We start from the raw sequence: 6174 nt of genomic DNA on the forward strand, positions 1-6174 counted from the left end.
GGGAGGACAGCCGTGAGCCCACCCGACCGGCCGGACCGGGACCAGCTCGAGGCCGGCCTGGTCAAGCTCCTCGGAGTGCGCGTCGAGGAGGCCTCCGGCGACCGGGTGGTGCTGTCCTGCCCGGTCACGCCCGACCTGCACCAGCCCTTCGGCCTGGTCCACGGCGGGGTCCACGCCACCCTGGCCGAGACCGCGGTCAGCGTCGGCGGGGCCCTCTGGTTCGGTGACCGCGGCACGGTGGTCGGCGTCTCCAACCACACCGACTTCCTGCGGGCGGTCCGCGAGGGCGAGCTGCGGGCCGACGCGACCCCGCTGACCAGGGGCCGCACCAGCCAGCTGTGGCAGGTCGAGATCTCCGACGGCCAGGGCCGCCTGGTCGCCCACGCCAAGGTCCGGCTGCAGAACCTCGCCGAGGCACCGGGCGCCTAGCCGCCGCCGACGGCCACGAACACGTCCACCGCCGAGCCCGCCGGGTAGTGGACCTCCAGGTCGGCGGTGAAGGCCCTGGCCAGGCCGGCGTGGTCGAAGAACTCGGCCACCCGGGCCCAGGTCGCGGCCAGCGCCTCCGGCATCGGCCCGCGGGCGGCGAACACCAGGTACTCGCCGGCCGGCACGGTGACCTCGGTCATGCCCGGCGGCACCTCGCCGGCGGCGGTCACCTCGGCGCCGACCAGGCAGCGGAAGCTCGCGCCGCCGTCCTCGTAGTCGCTGTAGACGGCGCAGGTGGTGCGGGTCCCGGCCCGGCCGGGGATGCGCCCGGCGAGCCCGTCGGCCTGAAGCCGCCGCCACAGGCCGGGGACGGCCGCGGTGGCCGGGTCGGCCTCCCGCAGGCCGGAGGTCCGCGCCTGGATGCCGACGACCCGCGTCTCGGCCCGACGAACCCGCTCCGGCCTCACCCTGCCCCTCTCGCCCGCTCCCGCTCCGCAGGACGGCCAGCATACCCGGAGGCTCATCCGCACCCGCGATCTGCCGAAACAACACCGAAGCGGCAGGCCGACGCCCGACCGGGGAGGTAGCTGTGGGACGGAGCATCCGGCTCAACGGCCGCACCATCCCGATCAAGGCCAGCCTCGGCGTGGCCACCCCGTCGAGGCGGCCGCCGCCACCTGAGCGGGTTGATAGGCTGCGCCCATGCAGTGGCTCAAGCACTACGACGAGGGCGTGCCGGCGTCCGTGGGGCCGTATCCGGAGCGGACGCTGCTCGACGACCTGGCCGACGGGGCGGCGCAGCGCCCGGACGCCCCGGCCCTGCTGTTCAAGGGCCGCACCGTCACCTGGGGCGAGCTGGACCGGCTCAGCGACGCGTTCGCGGCCGCCCTGGCCGGGCTCGGCGTGGCCAAGGGCGACCGGGTGGCGCTGCTGCTGCCCAACTGCCCGCAGTTCCTCATCGGCGAGGTGGGCGCCTGGAAGGCGGGGGCGATCCTGGTCCCGCTGAACCCGATCTACACCGAGCAGGAGCTGGAGGGTGCGCTGCGGCGGACCGGGGCGGAGACGATCCTGGTCCTGACCCCGTTCTACGGGCGCGTCAAGGCCGTCCAGCCGCGCACCGCCCTGACGCGGGTCATCGCGACCAACGTCAAGGAGTACCTGCCGCCGGTCCTGCGGGTGCTGTTCACCCTGGCCAAGGAACGCAAGGACGGCCACCGGGTGACGCCGGCCTCCGGCGACCTGTGGCTGGGCGACCTGCTGGCCCGCCACCAGGGCGCAGCCCGGCCGCCGGTGCCGGTGGCGCCGGACGACCCGGCCGTGATCCTGATGAGCGGCGGCACCACCGGCACGCCCAAGGGCGTGGTCGGCCTGCACCGCCACTACCCCACCACCGGCCGCCAGCTCGGGACCTGGCTCCAGGCCGGGACCACCCCGTGGGATGACGTGATCATGGCGGCGCTGCCCCTGTTCCACTCCTTCGCCAACATCGGCATCCAGAGCGTGGCCCTGCGCAACCACAACGCCATGGCGCTGGTCCCCAACCCGCGCGACCTCGACGACCTGCTGGGCACCATCACCAGGACCCGCCCGACCGCCTTCAGCGGCGTGCCCACCCTGTTCAACGCCCTGCTCCACCATCCGAAGGTCCGGGCCGGCAAGGTCGACTTCAGTTCCGTCAAGGTCTGCTTCTCGGGGGCGGCGCCGCTGCTGGCCGAGACCAAGCGCCGCTTCGAGGAGCTGACCGGCGGGCGCATCGTCGAGGGCTACTCGCTCACAGAGGCCATGCTGGCCTGCGCCGTCAACCCGGTGGAGGGCCCCAACAAGATCGGCTCGGTGGGCATGCCCCTGCCCGACGTCGAGATGCGCGTCGTCGACCCTGAGACCGGCGCCGCCCTGCCCACCGGCGAGGTGGGGGAGATCCTGATCCGGGCGCCGCAGCTCATGGCCGGCTACTGGGACGACCCGGAGGAGACGGCCGCCACCGTCAGGACCCACGACGGCGGGCGCTGGCTGCACACCGGCGACCTCGGCTACCTGGACGCCGACGGCTACCTGTTCATCGTCGACCGCATCAAGGACCTCATCAAGACCCACGGCTACCAGGTGTGGCCGCGCGAGATCGAGGAGGTGCTGGCCACCCACCCGGCGGTGGCCGAGGTCGGCGTGGCCGGCGTCCCCGACGAGGCCAAGGGCGAGGTGGCCAAGGCCTGGGTGGTGCTGGCGGCGGGGGAGCGGGCCGAGGTCGAGGAGCTGCGGGCGTTCTGCCGCGAGCGCCTCGCTCCCTACAAGGTGCCGGCCGCCGTCGAGTTCCGCTCCGAGCTGCCCAAGTCGATGGTGGGCAAGGTGCTCCGGCGGGCCCTCACCGAGCCTGGATCAGCGCCCTGACCCGTGCCATCAGCTCGCAGGGGTCGAACGGCTTGACCACGAGGTCGTCGGCGCCGGCCTGGCGGGCGACCTCCTGGTCGGCGGTGATGAAGTTGGCGGTGAGCAGGATCACCGGGATGGCGGCCCCGCGCTGGTCGGCGCGGAGCCGCGCGCACACGGTGTAGCCGTCGATCCGCGGCATCAGCACGTCCAGGAGGACGACGTCGGGCTGGAGGTCCAGAGCCTTGTTGAGCGCCTCCTGGCCGTCGCGGGCGGTCAAGACCTGGAAGCCCTCGAGGCGGAGGTTGACCTCGACGAAGCGGACGATGTCGGCGTCGTCGTCGGCCACGAGCACGGTCCCGGTCAGCGTGGCTCCTTCCCTCGCGCCCTCGCGCCTGCCAGAGGACGGTCGTCCGTCGCGCCGGGGAATGATCTCACCCGGAGCAGACAAATTGCACCGTGCGGGCACAGGCGGGCCGGTTGACAGTACCCGGTGGGAACGGGCAGCGTGATCGCCCCATGATCGGCCCTCCCTTCGAGGCGGTGCTGGCCGCCGCCGCCGGTGGCGACGACGCCGCCTTCGGCATCCTCTGGCGCGACCTGCAGCCCGGGCTGCTGCGCTACCTGAACGCCATGGCCCCCGGGTCCGGTGAGGACCTGGCCTCCGAGACCTGGCTGCGGGTGGTCGGGGGCCTCGGCCGCTTCTCCGGCGACGAGCGGGCGTTCCGGGCCTGGGTGTTCACCATCGCCCGGCACCGCGCCGTTGACCGATGGCGCCGCGGCGCCCGGCGCAGCGACGAGCTGGTGCCGGTCGACGCCCTGGCCGACCTGCCCGCGTCCGACGACCCGGCCGGGGCGGCCGTCGACGCCGTCTCCAGCCGGGACGCCGTCGACCTGATCGCCACCCTCCCGCCCGACCAGGCCGAGGTGGTGCTGCTCCGGGTGGTCGCCGGCCTGGAGGTCGCCGAGGTGGCCGCCATCACCGGCAAGCGCCCCGGCAACGTGCGGGTCCTGGCCCACCGGGCCCTGCGCCGCCTGGCCGAGCGCCTCGGCGGGGACGTCCGGGTCCGGGGGGTGGTGTAACGCGATGGGTGCCGACGACGTGTACCCGACTGAGATGCCGGAGCACCCGTCCTCCCCGGTCCCGGCGCTCGACGACGACACGGCCGAGCGCCTCCTCTCCGGCCGCCTCGACCCCGACGACGCGCCCCCCGCCTACGCCGGCGTGGCCCGCCTGCTGCAGACGGCCGCCGCCCCGCCCGACCCCGACGAGCTCGCGGGCCAGGAGGCGGCGCTGGCGTTGTTCCGCACGGCTTGGGTGGGTACAGCCGAGGTCGGGGACCGCCGGCCTGGAAGGGTCCGCCGCGGTGGGTCCGGCGGGGTCGAGCGGCCGTCCGGCCGGGTCGGGGGCCGGCTGGCCGCGGAGCGGGGGCGCCCGGGGTCACGGCGCCGATCCGGCCGGGTGCGGGGGCGGGTGGTCGCGGTGGCCCTGGCGGGGGTGCTGGTGGCTGGTGGCGCGGTGGCTGGTGGCGCGGCCACCGGTGGGCTGTGGACAACCGGCGGCGCCCCATCCCCCGGTGGGCTACGCTCCCCCTCCGGGGGGCCCGGCGCCGGAGAGGCGGGGTCGGGCGCGTCCGGGTCCGGGGCTGGGCTCGGGACGGGGTCCGGGGCGGGGTCCGGTGGGTCGGAGCTGTTGCGGCCGGCCGGGTCGGCGGCGGTCGGGGCGGGCGAGCGGGCGGTCGCCCGCCACGGAGGAGGGGGCGGCTCCCGCGGCGGCGGGGCGGCCCACGGGGTCAAGCCCGTGCCGGCCCCCGAGGCCAAGGCGGGCAAGGCCAAGGCGTCCAAGCCCGGGAAGCCCAAGGCCCAGAAGCCCGCGCCCAAGGGGCCGAACGCGACGCCCGGCCACGGCGTGAACGCGACGCCCGGCCACGGCGTGAACGCGACGCCTGGCCACGGCGTGAACGCGACGCCCGGCCACGGCGCGGTGCCGACGCCCGGCCATGGCGCGAACCGCGCCGCTGGCAAGCCGACATAACCGCCGCACAGCCCGCGCTGGATCGGGCGCAAGCTCCCGATTCGCTTATCATCGGATCGGGAGGCGTACAGGGGGGCGTAGGTGCGGTTCAGCATTGACCGGCGGTGGGCGACCCTGGCGGTGGCGGTGCTGCTGGGCGCCGGGGGCGGCAGCCTGCTCGGGTTCGTGACCGCCCAGCCCACCGGCGAGGAGGCCACCTGGACCCTGGCCCCCGCCCAGGAGGCGGCCTCGTCCACGACCCGCCGCCCTCGCAGCCGCTTCGCCGGGGCCTCCTCGACCACCACCCGTCCCCGGCCCCGCGTCCTCCCCGCCGCCACCGCCGGCCTCACCCCGCCGACGACCCCGGCCCCCACCTCGACCGTCCGCCCGACCACCACCACGGCCCGGCCGACGACCTCCACCACCCTCGAGCCGGCCACGACCACGACGACCACCATCGGCGGCGACACGACCACGACCAGCTCCAGCGCCCCACCGTCGTCGACGACCTCGACGACCTAGTGTCCTGAGTCGTTGATTCGCTGGCAGTAGGTGGCGATGGTGTCGAGGATCTCGTCGGCGGTCTTGGTCCACACAAACGGCCGCGGGTCCTGGTTCCAGGTGTCGATCCAGGCCTGAATCGACTGTTGGAGTTCGGTGACCGACCGGTGGCTGCCACGACGCAGCCACTTGGTGGTGAGTTCAGCGAACCAGCGCTCGACCAGGTTCAGCCAGGAGCTGTAGGTCGGGGTGAAGTGCAGCTGCACGCGGGGATGGCGCACCAGCCAGCGCTGGATCGCCGGGGTCTTGTGGGTGGAGGAGTTGTCACAGATCACGTGCAGGTCCAGCCCGGCGGGGACCTGGCGGTCGACGTGGTCCAGGAACCGCCTGAACTCCACCGCACGGTGGCGGGCGGTCAGCTGGGAGATGACCTTGCCGGAGGCCACGTCCAGGGCGGCATACAGGTTGGTGGTGCCGTGGCGGGTGTAGTCATGGGTGGCCCGCTGGGGGGTACCGGGTAGCAGCGGCAGGATCGGGGCGGTGCGGTCCAGTGCCTGCACGCCCGTCTTCTCGTCCACGCACAGCACCATCGCTGCCTGGGGCGGGTTCAGGTACAGCCCGACCACGTCGCGGACCTTCTCGATGAACTGCGGATCCGTGCTCAGCTTGAAGGTGTCGACCAGGTGCGGCTTGAGCCCGAACGCCCGCCAGATCCGGCTGATGGCCGACTGCGACATGCCAAGCTGACGGGCCAACGACCGGGTCGACCAGTGGGTGGCATCGGTCGGCGTGGTCTCCAAGGTCGACACCAGCACCCGCTCGACCTGCTCATCGGTGATGGTGCGGACCGCGCCGGGCCTGGGCTC

Annotated in this window: 8 protein-coding genes; 5 read left to right on the forward strand and 3 right to left on the reverse strand. The window is 74.3% G+C overall.

Annotation, left to right across the window (positions count from 1 at the left end; genetic code table 11):
• Window positions 1–12: 12 nt before the first annotated feature.
• Window positions 13–429, forward strand: coding sequence for a PaaI family thioesterase (locus tag VF468_00750; protein ID HEX5876853.1), 417 nt, complete (start codon window positions 13–15; stop codon window positions 427–429).
• Here the strand turns inward: VF468_00750 and VF468_00755 are convergent.
• Complete coding sequence (locus tag VF468_00755; protein HEX5876854.1) at window positions 426–896, reverse strand: GyrI-like domain-containing protein; 471 nt, start codon at window positions 894–896, stop codon at window positions 426–428. The two genes, VF468_00750 and VF468_00755, sit on opposite strands and share 4 nt — an antisense overlap.
• A gap of 235 nt (window positions 897–1131) precedes the next feature.
• Here VF468_00755 and VF468_00760 point away from each other — a divergent pair, with 235 nt between their 5' ends.
• Window positions 1132–2814, forward strand: coding sequence for an AMP-binding protein (locus tag VF468_00760; GenBank protein ID HEX5876855.1), 1683 nt, complete (start codon window positions 1132–1134; stop codon window positions 2812–2814).
• Here VF468_00760 and VF468_00765 read toward each other — a convergent pair.
• A complete protein-coding gene (locus tag VF468_00765; GenBank protein ID HEX5876856.1) occupies window positions 2789–3148 on the reverse strand; it encodes a response regulator in 360 nt (119 codons plus the stop codon). The genes VF468_00760 and VF468_00765 overlap by 26 nt on opposite strands.
• 164 nt (window positions 3149–3312) lie before the next feature.
• Here VF468_00765 and VF468_00770 point away from each other — a divergent pair, with 164 nt between their 5' ends.
• The 3 genes from VF468_00770 to VF468_00780 all read left to right on the forward strand — a co-directional run bounded on the left by VF468_00770 (window position 3313) and on the right by VF468_00780 (window position 5329).
• Entirely contained in the window at window positions 3313–3876 is a 564-nt protein-coding gene (locus VF468_00770) for an RNA polymerase sigma factor (GenBank protein HEX5876857.1), read from the forward strand.
• 4 nt (window positions 3877–3880) lie between these two features.
• Window positions 3881–4828: a hypothetical protein gene (locus tag VF468_00775; GenBank protein ID HEX5876858.1), complete on the forward strand. Its 948-nt coding sequence runs from the start codon at window positions 3881–3883 to the stop codon at window positions 4826–4828.
• An 81-nt stretch (window positions 4829–4909) separates the two neighbouring features.
• Entirely contained in the window at window positions 4910–5329 is a 420-nt protein-coding gene (locus VF468_00780) for a hypothetical protein (protein HEX5876859.1), read from the forward strand.
• Here the strand turns inward: VF468_00780 and VF468_00785 are convergent.
• On the reverse strand, window positions 5326–6174 hold an 849-nt coding region (locus VF468_00785), incomplete at its 5' end, for an IS630 family transposase (protein HEX5876860.1). The two genes, VF468_00780 and VF468_00785, sit on opposite strands and share 4 nt — an antisense overlap.

Source organism: Actinomycetota bacterium (genome assembly GCA_036280995.1).
Lineage (GTDB): Bacteria > Actinomycetota > CALGFH01 > CALGFH01 > CALGFH01 > CALGFH01.